Below are 25,243 nucleotides of genomic sequence, written 5' to 3'. Positions count from 1 at the left end.
GGTGAACTGAAATATCTAAGTAACCAGAGGAAAAGAAATCAACCGAGATTCCGTAAGTAGCGACGAGCGAACGCGGACTAGCCCTTAAGCTGATTTGGTTCTAGGAAAACGCTCTGGAAAGAGCGGCCATAGAAGGTGATAGCCCTGTATCTGAAAGGGCCATTTCAGTGAAGACGAGTAGGGCGGGGCACGTGAAACCCTGTCTGAACATGGGGGGACCATCCTCCAAGGCTAAATACTACTGACCGACCGATAGTGAACCAGTACCGTGAGGGAAAGGCGAAAAGAACCCCGGAGAGGGGAGTGAAATAGAACCTGAAACCGTGTGCGTACAAGCAGTAGGAGCTCCGCAAGGAGTGACTGCGTACCTTTTGTATAATGGGTCAGCGACTTACTGTTCGTGGCAAGCTTAACCGTATAGGGGAGGCGAAGGGAAACCGAGTCTGATAAGGGCGCATAGTCGCGGGCAGTAGACCCGAAACCGGGTGATCTAGTCATGCCCAGGGTGAAGGTGCGGTAACACGCACTGGAGGCCCGAACCCACTCCCGTTGCAAAGGTAGGGGATGAGGTGTGATTAGGAGTGAAAAGCTAATCGAACCCGGAGATAGCTGGTTCTCCTCGAAAGCTATTTAGGTAGCGCCTCATATGTATCCTCTCGGGGGTAGAGCACTGTTATGGCTAGGGGGTCATCGCGACTTACCAAACCATTGCAAACTCCGAATACCGAGACGGACTGTATGGGAGACACACGGCGGGTGCTAACGTCCGTCGTGAAAAGGGAAACAACCCAGACCCACAGCTAAGGTCCCAAATTCACTGCTAAGTGGAAAACCATGTGGAAAGGCACAGACAGCCAGGAGGTTGGCTTAGAAGCAGCCACCCTTTAAAGAAAGCGTAATAGCTCACTGGTCGAGTCGGTCTGCGGGGAAGATTTAACGGGGCTAAGCAGTGAACCGAAGCTTGGGGTGCATAACTTTGTTATGCGCGGTAGAGGAGCGTTCCGTAAGCCGTTGAAGGTGGATTGAGAAGTCTGCTGGAGGTATCGGAAGTGCGAATGCTGACATGAGTAACGATAATGCGGGTGAAAAACCCGCACGCCGAAAGCCCAAGGTTTCCTTGCGCAACGTTAATCGGCGCAGGGTGAGTCGGCCCCTAAGGCGAGGACGAAAGTCGTAGTCGATGGGAAGCAGGTTAATATTCCTGCACCTCGCGTAAGTGCGATGGAGGGACGGAGAAGGTTAGGTGTACCAGGCGTTGGTTGTCCTGGGGAAAGGCGGTAGGTTTGGATCTTTGGCAAATCCGGGATCCTTTAAGACCGAGCACCGAGACGAGTCTTTAAGACGAAGTCACTGATACCACGCTTCCAGGAAAAGCTCCTAAGCTTCAGCTTACGCAGACCGTACCGTAAACCGACACAGGTGGGTAGGATGAGAATTCTCAGGCGCTTGAGAGAACTCGGGTGAAGGAACTAGGCAACATGGCACCGTAACTTCGGGAGAAGGTGCACCCTTTTTGGTGGCTCGTGCGAGCTATAGCTGAAGAGGGTCGCAGTAACCAGGCCGCTGCGACTGTTTATCAAAAACACAGCACTCTGCAAACACGAAAGTGGACGTATAGGGTGTGACGCCTGCCCGGTGCTGGAAGGTTAATTGATGGGGTCAGCCGCAAGGCGAAGCTCTTGATCGAAGCCCCAGTAAACGGCGGCCGTAACTATAACGGTCCTAAGGTAGCGAAATTCCTTGTCGGGTAAGTTCCGACCTGCACGAATGGCGTAACGACAGCGGCGCTGTCTCCACCCGAGACTCAGTGAAATTGAAATCGCTGTGAAGATGCAGCGTTCCCGTGGCAAGACGGAAAGACCCCGTGAACCTTTACTATAGCTTTACACTGAACGTTGAGTTCGTCTGTGTAGGATAGGTGGGAGGCTATGAAACTGTGGCGCTAGCTGCAGCGGAGCCATCCTTGAAATACCACCCTGTCGTGCTTGACGTTCTAACCTGGGCCCATTATCTGGGTCGGGGACCGTGTATGGTGGGTAGTTTGACTGGGGCGGTCTCCTCCTAAAGAGTAACGGAGGAGCTCGAAGGTACGCTCAGCGCGGTCGGACATCGCGCACTGTGTGCAAAGGCATAAGCGTGCTTGACTGCAAGATCGACGGATCAAGCAGGTAGGAAACTAGGACTTAGTGATCCGGTGGTTCTGTATGGAAGGGCCATCGCTCAACGGATAAAAGGTACTCCGGGGATAACAGGCTGATACCGCCCAAGAGTTCATATCGACGGCGGTGTTTGGCACCTCGATGTCGGCTCATCACATCCTGGGGCTGTAGTCGGTCCCAAGGGTATGGCTGTTCGCCATTTAAAGTGGTACGCGAGCTGGGTTCAGAACGTCGTGAGACAGTTCGGTCCCTATCTGCCATGGGCGTTGGAGATTTGAGAGGGGCTGCTCCTAGTACGAGAGGACCGGAGTGGACGAACCTCTGGTGTTCCGGTTGTCACGCCAGTGGCATTGCCGGGTAGCTATGTTCGGAAGCGATAACCGCTGAAAGCATCTAAGCGGGAAGCGCGCCTCAAGATGAGATCTCCCGGGGCACAAGCCCCCTGAAGGAACCATGTAGACTACGTGGTTGATAGGTCAGGTGTGTAAGTACAGCAATGTATTGAGCTAACTGATACTAATGATCCGAGAGGCTTGACCATATAACCTCAAGTTGCCTTGGCTTTACGACAACGTCGTAAGAGCATCCAAGTGCACGCTACGTCACAAGAACTACGAGAGGCAGGCGCCTTATCCAGTTGTATCGGATGGCGACGCTCCAACCGCCTCCCCTGGTGAAATTAGCGCTGTGGAACCACCCGATCCCATCCCGAACTCGGAAGTGAAACGCAGCTGCGCCGATGGTAGTGTGGCTCAAGCCATGCGAGAGTAGGTCATCGCCAGGGTTTACACCCAAAAACCCGCCTGCTCACGCAGCGGGGTTTTTCTTTGTGCGCGCGAAATGCGGGTAGTGCCGGCCGCTGGCCGGCAACCCGATGGCGTTACATCGCCCGTTAGATCCAGGCCATACGCGGATATTCTCCGCGGGCAGCCACAGCGCCAACCAAGGTTGGCGTCTACCGAGGGCATGCGGACCCACAGTAGATCCACGCCGTGCGTGGATGGGCTGTCCCTGCAAAGATCGGTGCCAACCCCGGCAGCAGGCCCAGACAGTGCGCGTGGCTGTGATTGCCGACCAGCGGCCGGCACTACCAGTAGATCCACGCCATGCGTGGATGCCCTTCGTGAGGAACCACGGCGCCAACCAAGGTTGGCAGCTACTGGCAGCAAGGCCTACGCAACAAAAAGACGGCGCCCTGCGGGCGCCGTCTTGATCAGGATCGAACTGAAGGCCCGGATCAGGCGGCCTGCGAGACCTCGTGCGGTTCCTGCTGGCGGAACACCGACACCGCCTCGGTAAGCGTACCCGCCTGCGATTGCAGCTCGCGTGCGGCCGCGGTGGCTTCCTCCACCAGCGCGGCATTCTGCTGTGTGGCCTGATCCATCTGCACTACGGTCTGGTTGATCTGCTCAATGCCGATCGACTGCTCCTGCGACGCCGCGGAAATCTCGCGCATCAGGTGGCTGACATCCTCCACGCCGCCAACAATGCCCTGCATGCGTTGGCCGGCGTCAGCTACCAGCTGGGCACCCTCACCCACCTGGCGGCCGGCTTCGTCGATCAGCTTCTTGATCTCCTGGGCCGCCGCCGCAGAGCGCTGCGCCAGTACCCGCACCTCGCTGGCCACGACCGCGAAGCCTCGGCCCTGTTCGCCGGCGCGTGCCGCCTCCACGGCTGCGTTCAAGGCCAGGATATTGGTCTGGAAGGCAATGCCGTCGATGACGCCGGTGATGTCGCCGATCCGCTTCGAAGCACCTTCGATGGCCTGCATGGTATTCACCACCCGCTGCATGGCCGTGTTGCCGTCACTGGCAGCGCTCTGCGTGGAAGCTGCCAACGCACTGGCCTCACGCGCGTGGGCGGCGTTCTGGCGCACGGTGGCGGTGAGTTCCTCCATCGACGCTGCGGTCTCCTGCAGGTGCGCGGCCTGGCGCTCGCTGCGCTCGGACAACGCGCCGTTGCCGGCGGCAATCTCGCTGGCGGCGGTACTGATCGACGCCGCACATTCCTGGATGCGACCGACCATGCGTGCCAACTGACCGGCCGTGGCATTCGCATCGCGCTGGATGGCAGCGAAAGCACCGTGATACTCGCCGTGCATGCGCCGGTCCAGATCGCCATTGGCCAGTGCCGAGAGCATCTGCCGCACTTCGTTGACGGTGCTGCCGAGCGTATCGAGCAGCTGGTTGATGCCACCGGTCAGCCCATCGAGGAAACTGGCACCTTCAGTGGCCTGCAGGCGCTGGTCGAGATCACCGGCCGCTGCCGCAGCGACGATGCCGGCCACGGCGTTTTCCAGCGAGAGTTCATGGGTGCGGTCATGCCATTCCACGGCGAAGCCCAGGCGCACGCCCTGCGCATCGAACACCGGGGTGACCACCTGCGCGAAGTGCACCGGGCCGATCTGCACCTTGCCGTTGTGCGTGACCTGCAGGCCATTGAGGATCGCGCGGATGCGGTCCGGGTTGGCGTGGAAGCGGTGGATGCTGCTGCCGACCAGGCGCTCGGCGTCGAAGTCGGGGAAGGCCTGGCGCAGTGTTGCCTGCTGGTTGCGCAGCAGGGCCACCACCGAGCGGTTCACGTAACGGATCACGTGGTCGTTGTCGGCAATCATCATCGCGGTGCGCGAGGCGTCGAGCGCCTGGCGGATCTGCGCATTCTCGGCATGCGCGTCAGCCTCGCGCCCACGCTGCGCCTGTACGTGGCGGGCGGTATCGGCCAGTGCATGGGCCAGCGAACCGGGTGCATAGGCCGCGGTATCCGCATGTGCGCTCAGATCGGTGCCCGTCGCGATATCGCGCGCCAGTGCCGCCAGGCGGCGTGGGCCGTGGCCAAGCGCCTCGGTCTGCTGGCGCAGGCGCAGCGCGACCTGGCCGAGGAACACGGTCAGGCTGGCGAACAGGCCCGCCTGCAGCAACGTCGGTCCCACGGCTGCGCCGTGCAGCAGCGGTACCAGCAGGGCGAGGGTGCCAACACCACCGGCCAGCCATACCGGCAGGCGATCGCGGTGGCTGAGCAGCACGCCCAGCAACAGCGCAATCGGCAATGCCGGTGACAGGCTGACGATCGCGCACAACAAGGCCAGCTGCAGCGACAACAGCAATGCCTGGCCATTGCGGGCGACGGCCCGGCCCGCCTGTGGACCGGCCAGCCAGAGGGCGGGCAGTACGGCGGCCGCGGCCAACGCAGCGCCCGGTACGTGGGGCCCACGCAGGGCGAGCACGAGGCCAGCCACAGCCAACGCCGCGCTGCCGATCAGCAGTCGACGGTCAGCGCGGTGCGCGAGCTGCTGCAGATGCGGCATGCGGGCGGTATCGGGGGGACGGGAAGATGCAACGGACATCGGCGACTCCTGGATCAGCAAACGACAACAGCCACGCCGCGGCACACGCAGGAGTGCGTGTGCAGGGCGCGAGCCGGGAATTCGGGGAATGCGGCGCGATCAGCGACGCGGAGACGGGACACCGTGGCCACATCCTGTGGGTGACGGTGCAGCAGAGCGGGCATGCGGACTTCCTTGCAGAACCAGACACACGCCGCAGGCCCGACCGGACCTGCGTGCTGCGGACGCAGGGGCCCGCAACTGATGTATCGGCCGCAAACGCGCGGAGTGAAGCGCGCGGATACGTTTGCTCAGCCGGCGTTGCCGTTGCTGAAGAAGTGCAGGATCACGCCCGCGATCTGTTCCGGGTCTTCCATGTGCAGGTGATGGTTGCCGGCAAACACCGCCAGACGGCCATCGCGCAGGTGCTGCAGGCGATCGCTGCGCATCGGCTCGGGATAGTACGACTGCGCAGGTGTGGCGTAGATCACCTGCGTCGGGCAGGCGATGGCCTGCAGCAGGTTGTCGATCTGGCCTTCGCTGAGGCGGATCGCAGTGGGCAGCATCAGGCGCGGGTCGCTGCACCAGCGGTAACCACCTTCGACCGGCTCCACGCCGCGCTCGACCAGCAGCCGTGCACAGCGCTCGCTGAGCTGGTTGGTCATCATCCGCGCGCGGATCGGCGCGGCGAGGTCGGGGAACACGCGCAGCTGCTTGCGTGCCAGTGCGCGTGTGGCATTTACATGTTCGCGCAGGCGGTTGGCGGTTTCTTCCTCAGGACCACGCAGGCCGCCGAGTGCTTCGATCGCCACCAGCCGTTCGACACGGTCGCTGACCGAGGCGGTGAGGCTGGCGATGCCGGCGCCCATCGAATGGCCAAGCAGGCTGAAACGGTCCCAGCCCAGCGCGTCGGCGACGTCGAGTACGTGACAGATGGCGGCGGCCGTGGTGTAGCTGGCACCGGCCGGCAGATGCGCGCTGTGGCCGTGGCCGGGCAGGTCGATGGCCACCAGCTGCAACGACGACAGATGCGGCGCCAGCGGCACGAAGCTGGCCGCGTTGTCGAGCCAGCCATGCAGGGCCAGCACGCGCGGGCCATCACCGTAGTTGCGCAGGCCGGCGACGCGCGCGCCACCGACCTCGAGTTCAAACGGCTGCAGGCTCATGCCAGTGACGCCACGGCCAGCCGTGCCAGCGCACGCGCGTGCTCCGGTTCGGCGTTGAGGCAGGGGATGTAGCGCATCGTCGCGCCGCGCTCGGCCAGTGTTTCGGTGAAGCCCAGTGCCACTTCTTCCAGCGTCTCCAGACAGTCGGTGGCGAAGCCCGGACACACCACGTCGATCTGCTTCACGCCGGATTCGGCCAGCGCCCACAGGCTGGGCTCGGCATACGGCTGCAGCCACCGCTCGCGGCCGAAGCGCGACTGATAGCCCATCTGCCAGTCGTCCCTGCCCAGCTCCAGCGCCTTGGCGATGGCCTGCGCACTGGCCTCGCAGCGCTGCGGATACGGATCGCCGGCATCGGCCAGACGCTGCGGAATGCCGTGGAAGGAGAACATCAGTTTCTGGCCACGACCGTGCTGTTCCCAGTAGCGGCGGATCGAGCCGGCAACGGCGTCGACCCAGCCCGGATCGACCGAATAGTCGCGCACCAGGCTGACGGTCACGCCCGGATTGCGGCGCTGCCAGTCATCGACGCGGTCTTCGACCGAGGCGGTGGTGGTGGTGGAGTACTGCGGGTACAGCGGCAGCACCACGATGCGGCGCGCACCGTCGGCCGCCAGCCGGTCGAGTTCCCTGGCCAGCGCTGGTTCGCCATAGCGCATTGCATGGCGCACCGTCAGGGTCGGCAACAGCGCTTGCATGGCCTGCGCCAGCTGGCGCGTATGCACCATCAGCGGAGAGCCCTCCGGCAGCCAGACCTGGGCGTACTTGGCCGCTGAACGGCTGCTGCGCAGCGGCAGGATCAGTCCGCGCAGCAACGGCTGCCACAGCAGTGCCGGGATCGAGACCACGCGGGGGTCGGACAGGAATTCAGCCAGGTAACGGCGTACGGCGGGGGCCGTCGGCGTCTCGGGCGTGCCTAGGTTGACCGCCAGCACGGCGGTATCGGGTGCGTCGAGCATGAGCGGTATTGTCGCCGATCCGGTGCCGCGCCGGGATGCAGGGTTCGGATTGCAGGCATAGCGCGCATCAATGTGAGCAGGGAACGCTCATTGGGGATTCATGACAACACTACTAATTTCAGTCACTTGCTATATCTTCCTATGGACTGACTTCTGGAGCCTGCCATGCGTCGCCCGATCCAAGCCCTGCTGATCGCCGCCAGCCTGCTGTCCAGCCAGGCCATGGCCGGACCGCAGGAAGACCAGCGTGCCCGCAATGCCGTGCGCGTGCTGGCTGAAATCCAGGAAATCCCTGAACAGGGCATTCCGGACAAATTGCTCGACGAAGGCCGCGCGGTCATCGTCATTCCCGACACGATCAAGGCCGGTCTGGTCATTGGCGGTCGTCGTGGCCACGGCCTGATGTCCGTGCGCATGCCCAACGGTGCCTGGTCCAATCCGGTGTTCGTGAAGCTCACCGGCGGCAGCATCGGCTTCCAGGCCGGCGTGCAGTCCTCCGATGTGGTGCTGGTGTTCCGCAACGACCGCAGCCTGGACAACCTGGTCAACGGCAAGTTCACGCTGGGCGCGGATGCGGGTGTCGCCGCCGGCCCGGTCGGCCGCAATGCCGCCGCCGCCACCGACGGCCAGCTGAAGGCCGAAATCTGGTCCTGGTCGCGCGCCCGCGGCCTGTTCGCCGGTGTCGCTCTGGATGGTGCGGTGCTGCAGATCGACGATGCCGCCAATCTGGACGCCTACGGCAGCAACACCACGCCGCGCATGATCTTCGAAGGCCGCGCGGCCGGTTCGCCGTCGATGGATGTGGTCACGTTCCGCGACCGCCTGGAAGAGGCCACCTACGCCGCGCGCAACAACCGCAACGGCAACGGCGGTAGCGCGCCGCGCCCGGCAGCGGCCCCGGCGGTTGCTCCGGCGCCTGTTCAGGCAGCGCCGGCCGCCCCGGCCGAAGCCACTACCGCACCGCTGCAGAACGTGCCGCAGAACCCGCCGCCGCAGCAGCAGGGCTTCCAGCCGGTCAACGACGGCGAAATCCGCACGGAAACGCTGGGCGGAAACTGACTTTCGTCACGCGCGCCGGCTAACACCCGGTGCGCTATGCTCGACAGCCTGATCACTAACGTAACGAGCGTCTTTATGGGCAGTTTCAGCATCTGGCATTGGTTGGTCGTGCTGGCCATCGTCCTGCTGGTGTTCGGCACCAAGCGCCTGACCAGTGGCGCCAAGGATCTCGGTTCGGCGGTCAAGGAATTCAAGAAGGGCATGCGCGACGAGGACAAGCCGAACGCGCAGCTGGGCGATGAATCGCGCAGCCAGGACGCCTCGCGCGCCGCGCAGGACGAGCACGACCGTAACGCTCGCTGATCCGGAGCGGTCGCGGTGTTTGATATCGGCTTCAGCGAGCTGCTGGTGATTGCGGTGGTCGCCCTGGTGGTGCTCGGTCCCGAGCGCCTGCCCAAGGCGGCCCGCTTCGCCGGCCTGTGGGTGCGACGTGCCCGTAATCAGTGGGATTCGGTGAAACAGGAACTGGAGCGCGAACTGCAGGCCGAGGACATCAAGCGGCAGATGCAGGACGTGCGCCAGGGCATGCAGGACACCGAGAACCAGCTGCGCGCCAGCGGTGAAGCGATCCGTCGCGAAGCGCAGGAGGCCCAGCAGCAGGGCGATGACCTGGTGCAGGAAGTGCGTACACCCGCACAGGCCGATCTGCCGCCACATTTGAGCCAGCCGGCCGAGACCGAAGCGCCGGCACAGGATGGCGGGCCGGTTTCGACCACGGCTGCTACGGAAGGCGCTGTTTCTTCAGGGGCCGTTCCTGCCACGTCCCCTGAAGCCGGCCCGACGCCGCCGACGCAGAGCACGGAGCGTCATCCATGAGTGAACAGGATTTCGGCGAAAGCTCGCTGGTCGAACATCTGGTGGAACTGCGCGGCCGCCTGGTGCGCGCATTGCTGGGCCTGGGCGTGGTGCTGCTGGCGCTGCTGCCGTTTACCCAGAAGCTGTACAACGCGCTGGCCGAACCGCTGGTCTCGCAGCTGCCGAACGGGCAGACGATGATCGCCACCAACCCGGCCGGTGCGTTCTTCGCCCCGCTGAAGCTGACTTTCTTCGTGGCCCTGTTCGTGGCGGTGCCGTGGCTGCTGTACCAGCTGTGGGCGTTCGTTGCCCCGGGCCTGTATGCGCGCGAGAAGCGCCTGGCGGTGCCGTTGCTGGTGTCGTCGGTGCTGCTGTTCTACGCCGGCTGTGCCTTCGCCTACTTCCTGGTGCTGCCGGCGGTATTCCACTTCCTCACCACCTTCAGCCCGGACGTGATCGCGATCACTCCGGATGCGAACGCCTACCTGGACTTCGTGCTGGCGATCTTCTTTGCCTTCGGCGGCAGCTTCGAACTGCCGGTGGCAATGGTGATCCTGGTGCTGCTGGGCTGGGTGACGCCGCAGCAGTTCAAGGAAGGCCGCGGTTACGCGATCGTCGGCATCTTCGTGGTGGCCGCAGTGCTGACCCCGCCGGACGTGGTCTCGCAGCTGATGTTGGCGATTCCGATGTGCCTGCTCTACGAACTGGGCATCCACGCCGCACGCTGGCTGGTGCCGTCATCGGTAGTGAAGAAACCCGCCGCCTGAAAGAAAAAAGGGGACGGAGGGGATTAAGTCGTCTATGCCCAGTGTGTGCAGCTAACGACTTAATCCCCTCCGTCCCCTTTTTCCGTCAGGCGTGGAACACGTCGCTTGAGGTCGGCGTGGTCGGGATCGGTGGGGCCGCGCGGCTGCCGCGATGCACGAACATCTGCTTCCACGCGGCGTAGACCGCGCCGACATACAGCGGCATCAGCACCGTGGTCAGCACCAGCTGGGCGATGAAGGCCGCAGCCAGCGGGCCACCGATCAGCATCGCGATCTGGATCACGATCACGAACAGGATGTACATGCAGAACGCGGCGATCAGGCCGAGCGCGGCGAACACGAACATCGCGCCGATGTTCTCGATGCAGCCCTGCAGGCTCAGGCGCAGCGCATGCATGCCGCTCTGCTTGTCGAACACCACCAGCGCCGGCTGGGTGAACATCGCCAGCGACAGCGCCACCGCGCTCAGGAACACCAGCAGCATCCACAGCGCGATGCGCTTGGCCGGCAGGTTGGCGACCAGCGCGGCCGCGTCGTCCGGCTTGATCTGCTGGCCGCTGCGGCTGATTTCTTCCATCTTGGTCATGACCTCGCTGAAGGCGGTGAAGCCCTCGCGGCCGATCATCATGAACAACAGTGCGCCCAGTAGCAGCACCGCCAGCACCTGGATCGCCAGCGGCACCAGCAGGTGGCTGACGCGGTGGTCGCGGATCGGCTGCAGCAGGTGCGAGGCCAGGCCCGGGCGGCCTTCGTCGATCTCGCCCACGGCATACAGCATGCCGCCGAACATGATCGGCGAAATGGCCAGGGTCATGAGCTGTACTGCCATGCCGGCGGCGCCGGGAATCAAGGTCGACAGCAGGGTCACCACCCAGCTCACCAGCAGCCAGGTCAGGCCGATCCGGGCCAGCTGCAGCGGCGCACGCCGGTACAGGGAGAACGTATCCAGCAACCACTGGGCGCCCGCCGAGGCCGGCAGCTTGCGAATCTCTTTCATGGACATCCGGGAAGGACAGGAGGGGGCCGGGCGGCTGCCCGTGCCGCCGATTATCCCTGTTTTGCCACCGGCTGGGCTGAAGACAGCCGCGCCTGGCGGACGAAGCGGCGCAACAGCTGGCGGGCCAGTGGTGCGGCGCTGACCGCGCGCTCGATGCTGCGGGCGCAGCCGCCGTGGCGGCCGATGCAGTCGGCGCGGGCGCGCACGTAGCCGCGCATGTGGTGGGTGGCGAATTCCGGATGGAACTGCACGCCCCACGCCTGGCGGCCCCAGCGGAAGGCGTGGCAGCCGTCCAGCGGCGAGCGTGCCAGCACTTCGGCACCTTCCGGGGCGCGCAGCACGGTCTGCAGGTGGGTGGCATGGGCGGCGAAATGCTGCGGCAGGCCCTGGAACAGCGGGTCCTGCGCGGCCTGCGGCTGCAGTTCCAGCTCGATCGTGCCGGACTCGCGCCCGGCCGGGTTGTAGGCCACCTCGCCACCCAGCGCGTGCGCCAGCAGCTGATGGCCATAGCAGATGCCGAATACCGGCAGGTCGTCGTGGGCGGTCTGGCGCAGCCATGCGGCGCTGCGCTCGCTCCACTCGGCGTGGTCGGTGACGAAGGCGGCCGAGCCGGTCACCAGCACGCCAGCGAAGGCATGTGGGTGGGGCAGGGCGCCACCGTGTTCGACATCGACCACCACCGTCTCGTGCTCTTCCAGCCCGGCGGCGACGCGGATCCAGTGCGGAAAGCGCCCGTAGCGGCGCAGCGAGGGTACCGGGCGGCCGGTTTCAAGGATCAGGAACGGGGCTGGGTTCATCCGGGGGCGGCAGCACTGACAGGACTTCCTCGATTGTAGTCAGCCCCTGCGCCACCTTTTCAAGACCGGCCTGGCGCAGGGTTCGCAGCCCTTCAGCCCGCGCAGCCCGGCTGAAACCGGCCAGATCCATGTCGGCGCGGATCTGCCCGCGCAGCCGCGAACCCAATGGCAGCAACTCATACAGGCCGATGCGGCCGAGGAATCCGGTGCGCCGGCACTCCAGGCAACCGACCGGCCGACAGGGCGTGGCGGCATCTGGATATGCGGCATGGCTATCAGCCAGCACCGCCCAGTCGGCGGCGCCGAGGCTGTGCGGCTGCTTGCAGTGCGGGCACAGCGTGCGCACCAGTCGCTGGGCGAGGATGCCGTTGAGGGTGCTGGCCAGCAGGTAGTGCGGCACGCCCAGGTCGAGCAGGCGGGTTACCGCCGAGGGCGCGTCGTTGGTATGCAGGGTGGACAGCACCAGGTGGCCGGTCAGCGAGGCCTGCACCGCCATCTGCGCGGTTTCCAGGTCGCGGATCTCGCCGATCATGATGATGTCCGGGTCCTGCCGCAGCAGCGTGCGCACGCCGCTGGCGAAATCCAGGTCGATGTTGGTCTGCACCTGCATCTGGTTGAACTCGGGCGCGATCATCTCGATCGGGTCCTCCACCGTGCACACGTTCACGTCCGGCGTGGCCAGCCGCTTCAGCGTGGAATACAGGGTGGTGGTCTTGCCCGAGCCGGTCGGGCCGGTCACCAGCACGATGCCGTGCGGACGCTCCACCAGCGCATTCCAGCCCGCCGCCTCCTGCGGGCTGAAACCGAGCTGGTCGATGCTCTTGAAGGCGGCATCAGGGTCGAAGATGCGCATCACGCACTTCTCGCCGAAGGCGGTGGGCATGGTCGACAGGCGCATCTCGACCTCGCGGCCGCCCGGCGAACGGGTCTTGATGCGGCCATCCTGCGGGCGCCGGCGTTCGGCCAGGTCCATGCGGCCGAGCACCTTGATGCGGCTGACCACCGCGGTCATCACCGCCGGCGGTACCTCGAACACCTTGTGCAGCACGCCGTCGATGCGGAAGCGCATGCGCCCCATTTCGCGGCGCGGCTCCAGGTGGATGTCCGACGCGCGCTGCTCGTAGGCGTACTGCAGCAGCCAGTCCACGATATGCACGATGTGCTGGTCGTCGGCATTGACGTCGCCGGTGCGGCCCAGCTCCACCAGCTGTTCGAAGCTGGGCAGGGTGGTATTGGCTTCGCCACGCACGTCGCCACGGGCGCCGCGCACCGAGCGGGTCACCCCGTAGAACTCCATGGTGTAGCGGTGCAGGTCCAGCGGGTTGACCACCGCCAGCTCGATGCGGCGGCGGGTCAGGTGCTGCAGGTCGCGGCGCCATTCCTGCACCAGTGGCTCGCTGGTGGCCACCAGCACGCGCTCGGCATCCACCGCCAACGGCAGGAAACGGTGGCGGCGCGCGTAGGCATGGGAGACCAGCGCGGTGACCGCGGCGACGTCGACCCGGGTCGGGTCGATGCGCAGGTAGCGGCTGCCGGTGCGCTGCGCCAGCCACTCGGTGAGGCGCTCCAGGGTCAGTTCGCCACCGCCGTTGGCGGCCAGCTTGAGGTTGGACAGCAGCACCAGCGGGTGCACTTCACTGGCGTTGCGTGCGCCCTGCGCGGAAAAACGCATGCGCTCGCGGTCCTGCTCGGCCACCAGGCCATCGGCGATCAGGGCCGCGGCAATCTGCTCGAACTGCAGCCGTCCCCACGGCAGCGGTACGCCGCCAGCCTCGCCGGGCGTGCCCACCGGCAGCCGATGTTCCATCTGCCTGCTCCTCCCGGGTACGGAATGCCCCGCAGGTCGGCCGTTATACTAACGCACCCCCTTGCCGGCCAAGACTCGTACGCATGTCCGCGACCCCGACCGTTCCGATCACCTTCCAGGGCCTGATCCAGACCCTGAACCAGTTCTGGGCCCAGCAGGGCTGCGTGCTCATCCAGCCGCTCGACCTGGAGGTGGGCGCCGGTACCTTCCACCCGGCCACATTCCTGCGTGCGATCGGTCCGGAGAGCTGGAACGCGGCCTACGTGCAGCCCTCGCGCCGCCCGACCGACGGCCGCTACGGCGAGAACCCGAACCGTTTGCAGCGCTACTACCAGTACCAGGTGGCGATGAAGCCGGCGCCGGACAACATCCAGCAGCTGTACCTGGATTCGCTGAAGGCACTGGGCATCGATCCGCTGGTGCACGACCTGCGTTTCGTCGAGGACAACTGGGAATCGCCGACGCTGGGCGCCTGGGGCCTGGGCTGGGAAGTCTGGCTCAACGGCATGGAGGTGACCCAGTTCACCTACTTCCAGCAGGCCGGTGGCCTGGAGTGCCGCCCGGTGCTGGGCGAGATCACCTATGGTCTCGAACGCCTGTGCATGTACCTGCAGAACTGCGACAACGTCTACGACCTGGTCTGGACCTACGGCCCGGACGGCCAGCCGGTGACCTACGGCGACGTGTACCACCAGAACGAAGTGGAGCAGAGCACCTACAACTTCGAATACGCCGACGTGGAAGAAATGTTCCACCGCTTCGATGCCTGCGAGCGTGAAGCGCAGAAGCTGGTGGAAGTGAACCTGCCGCTGCCGGCCTACGAACAGGTGATGAAGGCCAGCCACACCTTCAACCTGCTGGATGCGCGCCGCGCGATCAGCGTGACCGAGCGCCAGCGCTACATCCTGCGCGTGCGCGCGCTGGCCCAGGCGGTGGCCAAGGCGTACTACGAGCAGCGCGAGAAGCTGGGCTTCCCGGGTGCGAAGAAGGCCTGACGGCCTTCCTGCACCGACCCGCTTTTCACCCACTACCCGGGGCGCCGGACGCGTTGCGCGCTGCGCCCCCACCACAGGATCGAACCGATGAGCCAACTGTCCCCCCTGCTGATCGAACTGGGCACCGAGGAGCTGCCGGTCAAGGCGCTGCCGGGCCTGGCCCAGGCGTTCTTCGACGGTGTCGTCGAAGGCCTGCGCAAGCGCGGCGTCGCGCTGGAACTGGGCGATGCGCGCCCGTTGTCGACCCCGCGCCGCCTGGCCGTGCTGCTGCCGGGCGTCGGCCTGGAACAGCCGGAACAGCACAGCGAAGTGCTGGGCCCGTACCTGAACATCGCGCTGGATGCCGAAGGCCAGCCGACCAAGGCCCTGCAGGGCTTCGCCGCCAAGGCCGGGATCGACTGGACCGCGCTGGAAAAGACCACCGACAACAAGGGTGAGCGCTTCGTGCACCGCGCGGTGACCCCGGGCGCGAGCACCGCCAGCCTGCTGCCGGAGATCCTGCGCGAGGCGATTGCGGCGATGCCGATTCCCAAGCCGATGCGCTGGGGCGACCACGCCTGGGGCTTCGCGCGCCCGGCGCATTGGCTGGTGCTGCTGCACGGTGCCAACGTGGTCGAGGCCGAGCTGTTCGGCCTGCAGGCCGGCCGTGTCAGCCGCGGCCATCGTTTCCACCACGACCAGGCCGTGTCGCTGGCCCAGCCGCAGGACTACGTTGAAGCCCTGCGCGCCGCCTTCGTGCTGGTCGACCCGAGCGAGCGCCGCGCGCGCATCGTCGCCGAGGTCGAGGCCGCTGCGGCCAAGGCCGGTGGCAGCGCCCGCATCACCGACGACAACCTGGAACAGGTGGTGAACCTGGTCGAATGGCCGTCGGCAGTGCTGTGCAGCTTCGAACGCGCGTTCCTGGCGGTGCCGCAGGAAGCGCTGATCGAGACGATGGAGATCAACCAGAAGTTCTTCCCGGTGCTGGATGCCGCTGGCACCCTGACCGAGAAGTTCATCGGCATCGCCAACATCGAATCGAAGGACGTGGCCGAAGTGGCCAAGGGCTACGAGCGCGTGATCCGCCCGCGCTTCGCCGATGCCAAGTTCTTCTTCGACGAGGACCTGAAGCAGGGCCTGGTGTCGATGGGCGACGGCCTGAAGACGGTGACCTACCAGGCCAAGCTGGGCAGCGTGGCCGACAAGGTGGCGCGCGTGGCCGCTCTGGCCGAAGTGATCGCCCCCCAGGTCGGCGCCGACGCCGCGCAGGCCAAGCGGGCCGCGCAGTTGGCCAAGAACGACCTGCAGTCGCGCATGGTCAACGAATTCCCGGAACTGCAGGGCATCGCCGGCCGCCACTACGCCGTGGCCGGTGGTGAATCGCAGGAGGTGGCGCTGGCCATCGACGAGGCCTACCAGCCGCGCTTCGGCGGTGACGACATCGCGCTATCGCCGCTGGGCAAGGTGCTGGCGATTGCTGAACGTGTCGACACGCTGGCCGGTGGCTTCGCCGCTGGCCTGAAGCCGACCGGCAACAAGGACCCGTTCGCCCTGCGCCGCAACGCGCTGGGCCTGGCCCGCACGATCATCGAAAGCGGCTTCGAGCTGGACCTGCGCGCGCTGCTGGCCAGCGCCAACGCCGGCCTGGCCGCGCGCAACGTGCAGGCCGACGTCGGCGAGCTGTACGACTTCATCCTCGACCGCCTGAAGGGCTACTACGCCGACAAGGGCGTGCCGGCCACGCACTTCAACGCGGTCGCCGAGCTGAAGCCGGCCTCGCTGTACGACTTCGGCCGCCGCCTGGATGCGATCGGCACCTTCGCCGCGCTGCCGGAAGCCGAGGCGCTGGCTGCGGCCAACAAGCGCATCCGCAACATCCTCCGCAAGGCCGAAGGCGACATCCCGGCCCAGATCGACCCGGCGCTGCTGCAGGAAGACGCCGAGCGCGCGCTGGCTGAAGCGGTCACCGCGGCCATCGACGACACCGGCGCCAGCCTGCAGCACAAGGACTATGTGGCTGTGCTGGCGCGCCTGGCACGCCTGCGCCCGCAGGTCGACGCGTTCTTCGATGGCGTGATGGTCAATGCCGAGGATCCGGCGCTGCGTGGCAACCGCCTGGCGCTGCTGACGATGCTGGGCGAGCGGCTGGGCAAGGTGGCAGCGATCGAGCATCTGTCGAGCTGATTGGCGGCCCATCCACGCATGGCGTGGATCTACTGGCATTGCCACCGCGCATCGGATCGGTCTGTGGGTTGCCGGCCAGCGGCCGGCACTACCGGATCACCGCTGGCGGATGTCCATCGGGGTCATTGCCGGCATCGCGCACGATGCCGGCATCCTCGGCTGCGATCACGACGATCGCCACAAAGGCGCGTATTTTGACCGCCACTTAACAACCGATCCCGAATGACGTGATGCATTTCGCATCGTCACCTTCGGTCGGTATGCTGTGCCGCATGCAGCCAAAGAAATACGCCCTGCCGCTGATGGTCCTGTCGCTGGCCGCCACCTCCGTGGCCCACGCGCGCGGCACCATCGACAAGGTGGACATCAAGGGATTGGACAAGGGCGACGACGCCGCAATCATCGAGAACATCCAGGAATCGCTGTCGCTGTACGACACGATCGGCAAGGAACAGGGCGAATCGCGCCTGGAGTACCTGCTGTCACAGGCCGAGCGGCAGACCCGCCAGGCACTGGAACCGTTCGGGTACTACAACCCGGTGATCAAGGTCGAGGCACCGCGCGAGGACGAGCACGTGCGCGTGCTGATCCATGTCGACAAGGGCACCCCGGTGACCGTCCGCCGCGAGCACATCGACATCACCGGGCCGGCGATGTACGACCAGTACCTGCAGGACGATCTGGCCGCGTTCAAGCCGCGCAAGGGCCAGCGTTTCGAACACACGCAGTACGAAGCCAGCAAGATCACCGTCACCCGTCGCCTGGCCGAACGTGGCTATTTCGATGCCGACTACACCCAGCGTCAGGTGCAGATCACCCGTGCCGACAACGCCGCCGACATCGACCTGACCTGGGACAGCGGCCGCCGCTACAACATGGGACCGGTGCGTTTCGAGCAGGACTACTTCGTCGACAAGCTGTTCGATCCGCTGGTCTACTGGGAACAGGGCAGCTACTTCCACGAGGGCAAGCTGGACCGGCTGCGCGAGTCGCTGACCAAGCTGGACTACTTCAGCGTGATCGACATCCAGCCGCGGCCCGACCAGGCCGATGCGAACGGCGAAGTGCCGGTGGATGTGAAGCTGACCCGTGCCAAGCGCACCATCTACACCGCGGGTCTGAGCTACGGCAGCGAAAGTGGCCCGGGTGTGCGCGGTGGCATCGAACGGCGGTGGCTGAACAACCGCGGCCACAAGATGAACACGCAGCTGGACTATGCGCAGAAGCGCAAGAGCCTGGTCACCAGCTACCGCATTCCGGCCTTCAACTGGCTTGATGGCTGGTACACCTTCGCTGCCAGCGCCTACGACGAGCAGACCGACTACATCGACCTGCGCAACTTCAAGCTGATCGCCAGCCGCAGCGGCGAGATCAACGAACACTGGACCGCGATCGCCTCGATCAACGCACTGCGCGAGCGCTGGCGCTATGCCTCCGGCACCGAATTCACCGACGCGGTCTACAACACGTCGACGCTGGTGTACCCGCAGATGGTCGCCGACTACGTCAACGTCGATGACGAACTGTTCCCGCGCAAGGGCATCAGCGGTACTGCGACGATGCGTGCCGGCGTTGAGGGTGCCGGTTCGGACACCAGCTTCGTGCAGGCCAATGCCGTGCTGCGCTGGTACATCCCGGTGGGCGAAAGCAACCGCCTGATCCTGCGCGGCGAGGGTGGCACCACCTGGACCAGTGATCTGGTGGCCATGCCGCCCAGCCTGCGCTACTTCGCCGGTGGTGACCGCAGCATCCGCGGCTATGCCTATCGCGAGGTGGGCCCGCGGACCCCGGCACCGGACAAGTACGCGCTGGGCGCCAAGAACCTGGTGATCGGCTCGGCCGAGTACGAGCACTACTTCAATGGTGGCCCGTGGGGTGCGGCGGTGTTCGTCGATACCGGCAGCGCCTTCGACAACACCATCGATCTGCATACCGGCGTCGGCTTCGGCGTGCGCTGGAAATCGCCGGTGGGCCCGGTGCGCGTGGATATCGCGCATGGCTTGAACAACCCGGATTCGCAGTTCCAGCTGTACCTCAACATCGGAGCGGACCTGTGAGTACGCCCGCACCGACTCCGAACCCGACCACGCCGCCGCGCGTGCGCTTCTACCGCCGCCGCCGCTTCTGGGCCTGGTCCGGTGTGGGCGTGCTGGGCCTGGTGCTGCTGGCCCTGCTGGCGGTGTACTGGCTGCTGCAGACCGTGGCCGGCCGTGACGTGCTGCTGGCGCAGGTGGTGGCACGGCTGCCGGTGGGCGCCAGCTTCACCTGGGACAAGGTGGACGGCCCGGTGGCCGGTCCGCTGACCCTGTACAACGTCGACTTCCGCTACGACGACATCCATTTCCACGCCGAGCGCGCGCACCTGGAGCCGGACCTGCGCCCGCTGCTGGGCCGCAAGCTGCTGCTGGACAAGCTGGAGCTGACCAACGCGACGCTGAACCTGGCCAAGAGTGACGAGCCGTTCAAGCTGCCGTCGTGGCCGGATTCGCTGCCGCAGATCGAAATGCCGTTGGCGATCCAGGCCGATGCCATCGCCATCGACGGCTTCCGCATCAGCCAGGCCAACGAGCCGGTGATCGACATCAGTCGCGTGCGCGGCGGCATCGAGATCGCCAATGGCGAGTTCCAGGCACACAAACTGGTGGTGGACAGCGACATGGGCAATTTCACCGCCCAGGGTCGTTACATCCCGGCCAAGGACTACGACACCGATGTGACCGTCACCGCGGTGCTGCCGGCGCCGCGTGGCCGCACGGCCGCCACCGTCGGCCTGGTCGCGCGCGGTGACCTGTCGCACATGGAAGTGGCCGTAGCCGGGCGCGCGCCGAAGCCGCTGCACGCGATGCTGGTGTTCGATGGCCGCACCGATCCGAGCTGGAGCGCCAGCATCCGCAGTGACGAGCTGGATCTGGCGCTGCTGTCGCCGGCACTGGCCAGCTCGGCGATCGCGCCGCTGGCACTGGACTTCACCGCCGCCGGCAAGGGCGGCAACGCCAACCTGCGTGGCAAGGTGAAACAGGGCGATCAGGAACTGGAACTGGCACCGTCGGTGGTGTCGCTGCAGGACCAGGTGCTGAAAGTCTCACCGCTGCTGGTGAAGGGTCTTGGCGGTGAGGCGCGGCTGGAAGGCACCGCCGATTTCAGCCAGGAAGACCAGCAGAAGCTCAACTTCTCGGTGGTCGCACATGACCTGACCTACGTGCCAGCGGCGGACCCGAACACCGCCGGCAGCGCCCCGGTGCCGGTCACCTTGAAGGAAGCACGCTTCGGCCTGGCCGGTACCCTGAAGGCCTGGGCGGCGATCGGCCGCGCCGAGGTCGAGCGCGACGCGCAGAAGGCACAGCTGCACTTCGATGTGCGCGGCAACGATCAGGCCGCGTCGATCCACCAGCTGCAGGCGCAGACCCCGGGTGGCCAGCTGCAGGTGGAAGGCCAGGTGGCGTGGGCACCGCAGCTGGACTGGGATGCCAAGGCCACGCTGAAGGACTTCGACCCCGGCTATTTCGTGCCGGGATGGAATGGCCGCCTGTCCGGCAACCTGGCCTCCAAGGGCCGCCAGCTGCCGCCGCCGGCAAACGCACCGCCGGGTACCGCCGGCACGTTGGAAGCCACGGTCGATCTGCCGTCGTTGAAGGGCGTGCTGCGTCAGCGCAACCTGGACGCGCAGGGCAAGTTCGCGCTGCAGGGCGCGCAGGGCCAGGGTGACCTGAAGCTGTCGCTGGGCAGCAGCCGGGTGACCGCTTCGGGCAAGGTCGGTGACCGCCTCGACATCGATGCGCGTTTCGAACCGCTGCAGCTGAGTGACCTGCTGCCGGGCGCCGATGGCGGCCTGCGTGGCCAGGTACAGGTGAAGGGCCCGCGCGATGCGCCGGACATCACCGCCGACCTGGTCGGCAACAACCTCAACTGGGACGGCTACGGCGCCGAGAGCGTGAGCATCAAGGGCCACCTGCCGTGGCGCGGCGACAGCGGCACGCTGGCGATCCAGGGCCAGGAGGTCAATGCCGGCATGCTGCTGGAACGCTTGAACGTGGATGCGCAGGGCAGTGTCTCCAACCTGCGCCTGGCCGCGCAGACCCGCAACGAGATGGGCGCGATCGAGCTGCAGGGCAGCGTGCGCCAGCAGGGCGCGCAGTGGCGCGGCGAGCTGGCCGCGCTGCGCATCGCACCGGTGAAGGGCGATGCCTGGTCGCTGCGTGCACCGGCGGCGTTCGCGATCAACGGCAGCAACTACACGCTGGGCGAAGCCTGCCTGGCCGCTGCCAGCAGCGGCACACTGTGCGCACAGGCCAACTGGCCGCGCGAAGGCCTGGTGGTGCGCAGTGATGCGCTGCCACTGGCGCTGGTGCAGCCGTGGTTGCCGCCGCAGTCCGGCCGTCGCATCTACCTGCGTGGCGATGTCAGCCTGGATGCGCAGATCCGCCCGCGCGGCAACGCCTGGGAAGGCCATGTGGAAGTGCGCTCGAAGGAAGGCGGCGTGCGCCTGGGTGAGAACCGCAATGCCGTGGGGGACACCACCCGTGGCGAGCTGGTGCGCTACGATCAGTTCTCGCTCAAGCTCGACATGACCCCGGCCAGCATCAAGGGCTACCTGGGCATGGGCTTCCAGGGCAACGGCTTCGTCGATGCCAGGATGCAGACCGGTTGGGAAGCCAGCGCGCCGTTGAACGGCGAGCTCTATCTCAACATGTCGCGGCTGTACTGGCTGGAGCTGTTCTCGCCGGACATCGTGCGACCGACCGGCCTGATCGAAGGCCACGTCAGCCTGCGCGGTACGCGTGGCCAGCCGTCGCTGGGCGGTGACGCGCAGCTGAGCAACTTCAAGGGTGAATTCCCGGCACTCGGCCTGACCTTCGACCAGGGCAAGGGCAGCTTCGTGGCCCAGCCCGATGGTTCGGCCAAGATCACCGCGCAGGCCAACTCCGGCCAGGGCACGCTGTACGTGGATGGTGGCCTGTCGTGGTTCGGCGATGCACAGCCGCTGCAGTTGAAGATCCACGGCGACAACGTGCTGCTGTCCAACACCAGCGAGCTGCGCATCGTCGCCAATCCCAACCTCGACTTCACCCTGGCCAAGGCCGCGATGGAGCTGCGTGGCACCGTGCACGTGCCCGAGGCCGACATCGATCTGGAGCGCCTGGACCGCGGCACCTCGGTGTCCGAAGACGTGGTGGTGCTCGACCCGGCCGATCCGGAAGAGTCGCGTACCTCGCCGCTGGACATGGAGCTGACCGTCAGCCTCGGTGACAAGGTGAAGATGACCGGCTTCGGCCTGAAGGGCGCGCTGACCGGCAAGATGCAGGTCTGGGCCAAGCCTGGCCGCGAGATGACCGCCAATGGTGGGCTGGAAGTGAGTGGCCGCTACAAGGCGTACGGGCAGGACCTGACCATCACCCGCGGCAACCTCACCTGGAACTACAACGCGGTGTCCGACCCGCGCATCAACATCCGTGCCGAGCGCCGGATCGGTGATGTCACTGCTGGTATCGACGTGACCGGGCGTGCGCAGCAGCCGCGTGCGGACGTGTGGTCTGACCCGGCGATGTCGCAGTCCGAAGCCCTGGCTTATCTGGTGCTGGGACGCAGCCTGACCGGCGCCAGCAGCGACCAGACGCAGCAGGTCAATGCGGCCTCGGCGGCATTGTCGGCCGGCAGCGGCCTGCTGGCCTCGCAGCTGGGTGCCAAGCTGGGCCTGGACGATGCCGGCGTGAGCCAGTCGCGCGCGCTGGGTGGCTCGGTGATCGGCGTCGGCAAGTACATCTCGCCCAAGCTGTACGTCGGTTACGGCGTGTCGCTGGTCGGTGCCGGTTCGGTGATCACGCTGAAGTACCTGCTGCGCCGCGGCTTCGACGTGGAAGTGGAATCGAGCACGGTGGAAAACCGTGGGTCGATCAACTGGCGGCGGGAGAAGTAACGATGCGGTAGTGCCGGCCGCTGGCCGGCAACTGCACCGTATCTCCCGAGTTGCGTGGGTTGCCGGCCAGCGGCCGGCACTACCGTGCACGACGCCCCCAACCATCGGCCGTTGCCCCTTCCGCCCCCAGCGGCTATGGTCCCGGGCTGTTCTGTCGTACCGGATTGCCCCATGTCACCACGCAAAGCCCTTCCCACCGCCCTGGCCCTGGGCCTGACCCTCGCCGCCGGCGCCCACGCCGATGAAGGCATGTGGATGCCGACCCAGCTGCCGGAGCTGGCCAAGCCGCTGCAGGCCGCAGGCTTCAAGGGCAATCCGGCCGACCTGGCCAATGTCACCGCACCGCCGCTGAGCGCGGTGGTGCGTGCCGGTGGCGGCACCGGCTCGTTCGTATCGTCGGACGGCCTGCTGCTGACCAACCACCACGTGGCGATGGGCGTGATCCAGTACAACAGCTCGCCCGAGCACGACCTGATCAATGGTGGCTTCATCGCCAGGGACCGCGCCGACGAGCGCCCGGCCAACCCGGACTTCCGCGTGCTGGTCACCGTCGGCTTCGACAAGGTGACCGACCAGGTGCTGGCGCAGGCGCGTGGCAAGACCGGCCGTGCCTACTTCGATGCGGTGGATGCGGCCAGCAAGCAGATCGTGGCCGAGTGCGAGAAGGACGGCAGCGTGCGCTGCTCGGTGGCCAACATGTACTACGGCACCGATTTCTACCGCATTGCCCAGCTGGAGCTGAGCGACGTGCGATTGGTCTACGCGCCGCCGCGTGCGATCGGCAACTACGGCGATGAGATCGATAACTTCATGTGGCCGCGCCACACCGGCGACTTCACCCTGCTGCGCGCCTATGTCGGCAAGGACGGCAAGCCGGCCGCGTACAGCAAGGACAACGTGCCCTACCAGGCGCCGGCGCACCTGCAGATGTCGGTGGAAGGTCCGAAGGAAGGTGACTACGCGATGCTGGCCGGTTACCCGGGCATCACCTATCGCCACCGTACCGCGGCCGAATTCGCTGGCCAGATCGATACCGTGCTGCCGCGCCGCGTATCGGTGTTCCAGCAGATGATCGACACCATCGAGGCCGCCAGCGCCAAGGACGCGCAGGCGCGCACCCGCTACGCCTCACAGCTGCAGTCGCTGAAGAACAACCGCAAGCGCGCCGCTGGTGAGCTGGAAGGCCTGTTGCGCAGCGACGCCAAGGCCCAGCGTGCCGCCGACGAGACGGCGATGCTGGCTGCCACCGACCGCAAGTACCAGGGCGATATCAAGGCGCTGCTGACCAACCTGTCGCAGGGCGCGGCGGTGGGCGAACGCGACCTGCTGCTGGACCAGATGGCCGCACAGAGCCAGCTGCTGCGCTCGGCGCTGCTGCTGGAACGCCTGCGCATCGAATCGGCCAAGCCGGACGCGCAGCGCGAGAGTGGTTTCCAGCAGCGCGACCAGGCGATGATCGAAGGCGTGCTCAAGCAGGTTCAGCGCCGTTACGCGCCGGAGGTCGAGAAGGCGCTGCTGACCACCCTGCTGACCCGCTACCAGCAGCTGCCTGACGCGCAGCGCGTGACCGAGTTCGATACGGCCTTCGGCCGTACCCCGGAGCAGCTGGCCAAGGCACTGGACACCCTGTACGCCGGCACCCAGCTGGGTGACGAGGCGCAGCGCCTGTCGCGCTTCGCTGCTGCACGCGAAGGCAAGGCACTGGCCGCCGATCCGCTGATCGCCGTGGCCGGCCCGCTGGTGGCCGCGCAGCTGCGCATCGAGAACGAAAGCAAGACCCGCGAAGGCGAGCAGCTGCGCCTGCGCCCGGCCTACATGCAGGCGCTGTTCGCCTGGCGTGCCAAGCAGGGCCGCGCGGTGTACCCGGATGCCAACCGCACCCTGCGCATCAGCTACGGCAAGGTCGAGGCGCTGCATCCGCGCGACGGCGTGACCTACTCGCCGGTGACCACCGTGGCCGGCATCGTCGAGAAGAACACCAACGCCTATCCGTTCGATGCGCCCAAGCCGCTGCTGGCCGCGATCGCCAAGGGTGACTTCGGCAGCACCGCCGACCCGGCGCTGAAGACCCAGACGGTCAACTTCCTGACCAACCTGGATACCACCGGCGGCAACTCCGGCTCGCCGGTGCTCAACGCCAAGGGCGAACTGATCGGCCTGAACTTCGACAGCAACTGGGAATCGGTCAGCGCCAGCTGGTGGTTCGACCCGCGCTACAAGCGCGCCGTGCACGTGGACATGCGCTACCTGCGCTGGCTGCTGGCCAAGGTCTACCCGGCGCCGGAACTGCTGAAGGAAATGGGCGTGCCGGCCCAGTAAGAAGCCGGCCACGACCAATGGTCG

Annotated in this window: 15 protein-coding genes and 2 rRNA genes (1 of these 17 running past the window's edge); 11 read left to right on the top strand and 6 right to left on the bottom strand. The window is 66.0% G+C overall.

Going from position 1 to position 25,243, the window contains the following annotated elements; genetic code table 11:
• A 23S ribosomal RNA gene (locus tag ACZK4Z_RS22175) occupies positions 1 to 2,700 on the top strand; it begins 180 nt to the left of the window's first position.
• A gap of 128 nt (positions 2,701 to 2,828) precedes the next feature.
• Positions 2,829 to 2,943, top strand: a 5S ribosomal RNA gene (gene rrf / locus ACZK4Z_RS22170).
• A gap of 453 nt (positions 2,944 to 3,396) precedes the next feature.
• Here rrf and ACZK4Z_RS22165 read toward each other — a convergent pair.
• The 3 genes from ACZK4Z_RS22165 to hemH form a co-directional block, all read right to left on the bottom strand.
• Complete coding sequence (locus tag ACZK4Z_RS22165) at positions 3,397 to 5,502, bottom strand: methyl-accepting chemotaxis protein (protein WP_125893285.1); 2,106 nt, start codon at positions 5,500 to 5,502, stop codon at positions 3,397 to 3,399.
• Between the two features lie 290 nt (positions 5,503 to 5,792).
• Positions 5,793 to 6,647: an alpha/beta fold hydrolase gene (locus ACZK4Z_RS22160; protein WP_032128450.1), complete on the bottom strand. Its 855-nt coding sequence runs from the start codon at positions 6,645 to 6,647 to the stop codon at positions 5,793 to 5,795.
• The gene (hemH, locus tag ACZK4Z_RS22155; RefSeq protein ID WP_125893287.1) at positions 6,644 to 7,606 is read right to left on the bottom strand and encodes a ferrochelatase; all 963 of its coding nucleotides are present in this window, start codon (positions 7,604 to 7,606) and stop codon (positions 6,644 to 6,646) included. The genes ACZK4Z_RS22160 and hemH overlap by 4 nt, the downstream gene beginning before the upstream one ends.
• Before the next feature lie 165 nt (positions 7,607 to 7,771).
• Between hemH and ACZK4Z_RS22150 the strand changes: the two genes are divergently transcribed.
• The 4 genes from ACZK4Z_RS22150 to tatC all read left to right on the top strand — a co-directional run bounded on the left by ACZK4Z_RS22150 (position 7,772) and on the right by tatC (position 10,227).
• Positions 7,772 to 8,665 carry a lipid-binding SYLF domain-containing protein gene (locus tag ACZK4Z_RS22150; protein WP_100469988.1) on the top strand — a complete coding sequence of 298 codons (894 nt, stop codon included), beginning with the start codon at positions 7,772 to 7,774 and terminating at the stop codon, positions 8,663 to 8,665.
• A 75-nt stretch (positions 8,666 to 8,740) separates the two neighbouring features.
• The gene (gene tatA, locus ACZK4Z_RS22145; protein ID WP_032128453.1) at positions 8,741 to 8,968 is read left to right on the top strand and encodes a Sec-independent protein translocase subunit TatA; all 228 of its coding nucleotides are present in this window, start codon (positions 8,741 to 8,743) and stop codon (positions 8,966 to 8,968) included.
• A gap of 15 nt (positions 8,969 to 8,983) precedes the next feature.
• The gene (gene tatB, locus ACZK4Z_RS22140) at positions 8,984 to 9,481 is read left to right on the top strand and encodes a Sec-independent protein translocase protein TatB (protein WP_125893289.1); all 498 of its coding nucleotides are present in this window, start codon (positions 8,984 to 8,986) and stop codon (positions 9,479 to 9,481) included.
• Positions 9,478 to 10,227, top strand: a complete 750-nt coding sequence (gene tatC / locus ACZK4Z_RS22135) for a twin-arginine translocase subunit TatC (protein ID WP_032128455.1) — start codon at positions 9,478 to 9,480, stop codon at positions 10,225 to 10,227. Before tatB ends, tatC begins: the two co-directional genes overlap by 4 nt.
• Before the next feature lie 85 nt (positions 10,228 to 10,312).
• Here tatC and ACZK4Z_RS22130 read toward each other — a convergent pair whose 3' ends face one another.
• From ACZK4Z_RS22130 to ACZK4Z_RS22120, 3 genes are read right to left on the bottom strand one after another with little or no spacing between them, the layout of a single operon-like run.
• Entirely contained in the window at positions 10,313 to 11,224 is a 912-nt protein-coding gene (locus ACZK4Z_RS22130; RefSeq protein ID WP_043399673.1) for a BPSS1780 family membrane protein, read from the bottom strand.
• Positions 11,225 to 11,274: 50 nt separating this feature from the next.
• A complete protein-coding gene (locus ACZK4Z_RS22125) occupies positions 11,275 to 12,021 on the bottom strand; it encodes a glutamine amidotransferase (RefSeq protein WP_478451085.1) in 747 nt (248 codons plus the stop codon).
• Positions 11,993 to 13,828 (bottom strand): GspE/PulE family protein, encoded by a 1,836-nt coding sequence (locus ACZK4Z_RS22120; RefSeq protein ID WP_049424290.1) that lies wholly within the window; start codon positions 13,826 to 13,828, stop codon positions 11,993 to 11,995. Before ACZK4Z_RS22120 ends, ACZK4Z_RS22125 begins: the two co-directional genes overlap by 29 nt.
• A gap of 83 nt (positions 13,829 to 13,911) precedes the next feature.
• Between ACZK4Z_RS22120 and glyQ the strand changes: the two genes are divergently transcribed.
• The 5 genes from glyQ to ACZK4Z_RS22095 all read left to right on the top strand — a co-directional run bounded on the left by glyQ (position 13,912) and on the right by ACZK4Z_RS22095 (position 25,219).
• On the top strand, positions 13,912 to 14,823 hold the full coding sequence (gene glyQ / locus ACZK4Z_RS22115; protein WP_006403404.1) for a glycine--tRNA ligase subunit alpha: 912 nt from the start codon (positions 13,912 to 13,914) through the stop codon (positions 14,821 to 14,823).
• An 87-nt stretch (positions 14,824 to 14,910) separates the two neighbouring features.
• The gene (gene glyS, locus ACZK4Z_RS22110; protein ID WP_125893293.1) at positions 14,911 to 16,986 is read left to right on the top strand and encodes a glycine--tRNA ligase subunit beta; all 2,076 of its coding nucleotides are present in this window, start codon (positions 14,911 to 14,913) and stop codon (positions 16,984 to 16,986) included.
• Positions 16,987 to 17,246: 260 nt separating this feature from the next.
• A complete protein-coding gene (locus ACZK4Z_RS22105) occupies positions 17,247 to 19,043 on the top strand; it encodes an autotransporter assembly complex protein TamA (protein WP_080291770.1) in 1,797 nt (598 codons plus the stop codon).
• The gene (locus tag ACZK4Z_RS22100) at positions 19,040 to 22,900 is read left to right on the top strand and encodes a translocation/assembly module TamB domain-containing protein (protein WP_125893295.1); all 3,861 of its coding nucleotides are present in this window, start codon (positions 19,040 to 19,042) and stop codon (positions 22,898 to 22,900) included. The genes ACZK4Z_RS22105 and ACZK4Z_RS22100 overlap by 4 nt, the downstream gene beginning before the upstream one ends.
• Positions 22,901 to 23,071: 171 nt before the next feature.
• Positions 23,072 to 25,219 carry a S46 family peptidase gene (locus ACZK4Z_RS22095; RefSeq protein ID WP_125893297.1) on the top strand — a complete coding sequence of 716 codons (2,148 nt, stop codon included), beginning with the start codon at positions 23,072 to 23,074 and terminating at the stop codon, positions 25,217 to 25,219.
• Positions 25,220 to 25,243 lie beyond the last annotated feature (24 nt).

The sequence above is a fragment of the Stenotrophomonas sp. 71799_Sma genome (assembly GCF_056482505.1).
Note: the sequence above shows the minus strand (reverse complement) of the source record. Positions and strands in the feature narration are given on the sequence as shown.

Coding starts and splice junctions, on each gene's coding strand:
- ACZK4Z_RS22165 (WP_125893285.1), bottom strand. CDS start 5,502: ATGTCCGTTGCATCTTCCCGTCCCCCCGATACCGCCCGCATGCCGCAT.
- ACZK4Z_RS22160 (WP_032128450.1), bottom strand. CDS start 6,647: ATGAGCCTGCAGCCGTTTGAACTCGAGGTCGGTGGCGCGCGCGTCGCC.
- hemH (WP_125893287.1), bottom strand. CDS start 7,606: ATGCTCGACGCACCCGATACCGCCGTGCTGGCGGTCAACCTAGGCACG.
- ACZK4Z_RS22150 (WP_100469988.1), top strand. CDS start 7,772: ATGCGTCGCCCGATCCAAGCCCTGCTGATCGCCGCCAGCCTGCTGTCC.
- tatA (WP_032128453.1), top strand. CDS start 8,741: ATGGGCAGTTTCAGCATCTGGCATTGGTTGGTCGTGCTGGCCATCGTC.
- tatC (WP_032128455.1), top strand. CDS start 9,478: ATGAGTGAACAGGATTTCGGCGAAAGCTCGCTGGTCGAACATCTGGTG.
- ACZK4Z_RS22130 (WP_043399673.1), bottom strand. CDS start 11,224: ATGAAAGAGATTCGCAAGCTGCCGGCCTCGGCGGGCGCCCAGTGGTTG.
- ACZK4Z_RS22125 (WP_478451085.1), bottom strand. CDS start 12,021: ATGAACCCAGCCCCGTTCCTGATCCTTGAAACCGGCCGCCCGGTACCC.
- ACZK4Z_RS22120 (WP_049424290.1), bottom strand. CDS start 13,828: ATGGAACATCGGCTGCCGGTGGGCACGCCCGGCGAGGCTGGCGGCGTA.
- glyQ (WP_006403404.1), top strand. CDS start 13,912: ATGTCCGCGACCCCGACCGTTCCGATCACCTTCCAGGGCCTGATCCAG.
- glyS (WP_125893293.1), top strand. CDS start 14,911: ATGAGCCAACTGTCCCCCCTGCTGATCGAACTGGGCACCGAGGAGCTG.
- ACZK4Z_RS22105 (WP_080291770.1), top strand. CDS start 17,247: ATGCTGTGCCGCATGCAGCCAAAGAAATACGCCCTGCCGCTGATGGTC.
- ACZK4Z_RS22095 (WP_125893297.1), top strand. CDS start 23,072: ATGTCACCACGCAAAGCCCTTCCCACCGCCCTGGCCCTGGGCCTGACC.